This is a genomic window from Ruegeria sp. AP12 (assembly GCF_056540025.1).
This window is the reverse complement of the sequence record NZ_JBQFVZ010000334.1, coordinates 1-525: the sequence shown is the minus strand read 5'-3', so window position 1 is coordinate 525 and position 525 is coordinate 1. Positions and strand designations below refer to the sequence as shown.

Genomic DNA, 525 nt, shown 5'->3' with positions numbered 1-525 from the left:
GCCCATCGGGCCTGACTGCGCGCGGCAAAACTGTCCTGATCCGCTCGGCTGATGCCATAGTCGTCGGCAACGTTGTCAGCGGTTTGGGGCATTGAATCGATGCCGTAGGCCTGCTGCATCTTCGGATTCACAAAGCGCCAACCAATAGTCGTGTCGTAAACCGCGTTACTGCGCGTGTATGCTGATGTCGCCTTGGGCATCACAAAGGGCGCACGGGACATGCTTTCGACCCCACCCGCGATCGCCAGATCATAGTCACCCGCCTTGATGCCTCGGGCGGCCACTCCAACAGCGTCCATGCCGCTGGCGCACAGGCGATTTATGGTGGTCCCCGGAACATCAATCGGCAATCCAGCCAACAAGGCCGCCATACGGGCGACGTTCCGGTTGCTTTCACCGGCCTGATTGGCATCACCATAGATGACGTCATCCACGCTGGACCAGTCGACTTGCGGGTTCCGCTCTTTCAGCGCAGCCAGCGGAATGGCCGCCAGATCATCCGTGCGGATCGACGACAAAGCCCCG

General features: G+C 60.6%; 1 protein-coding gene. It reads right to left on the bottom strand.

Annotated features, from left to right (window positions below):
- Positions 1–525 (bottom strand): thiolase family protein (locus ACR0E6_RS23060; protein WP_480587806.1); only part of this gene is annotated, 525 nt, incomplete at both ends.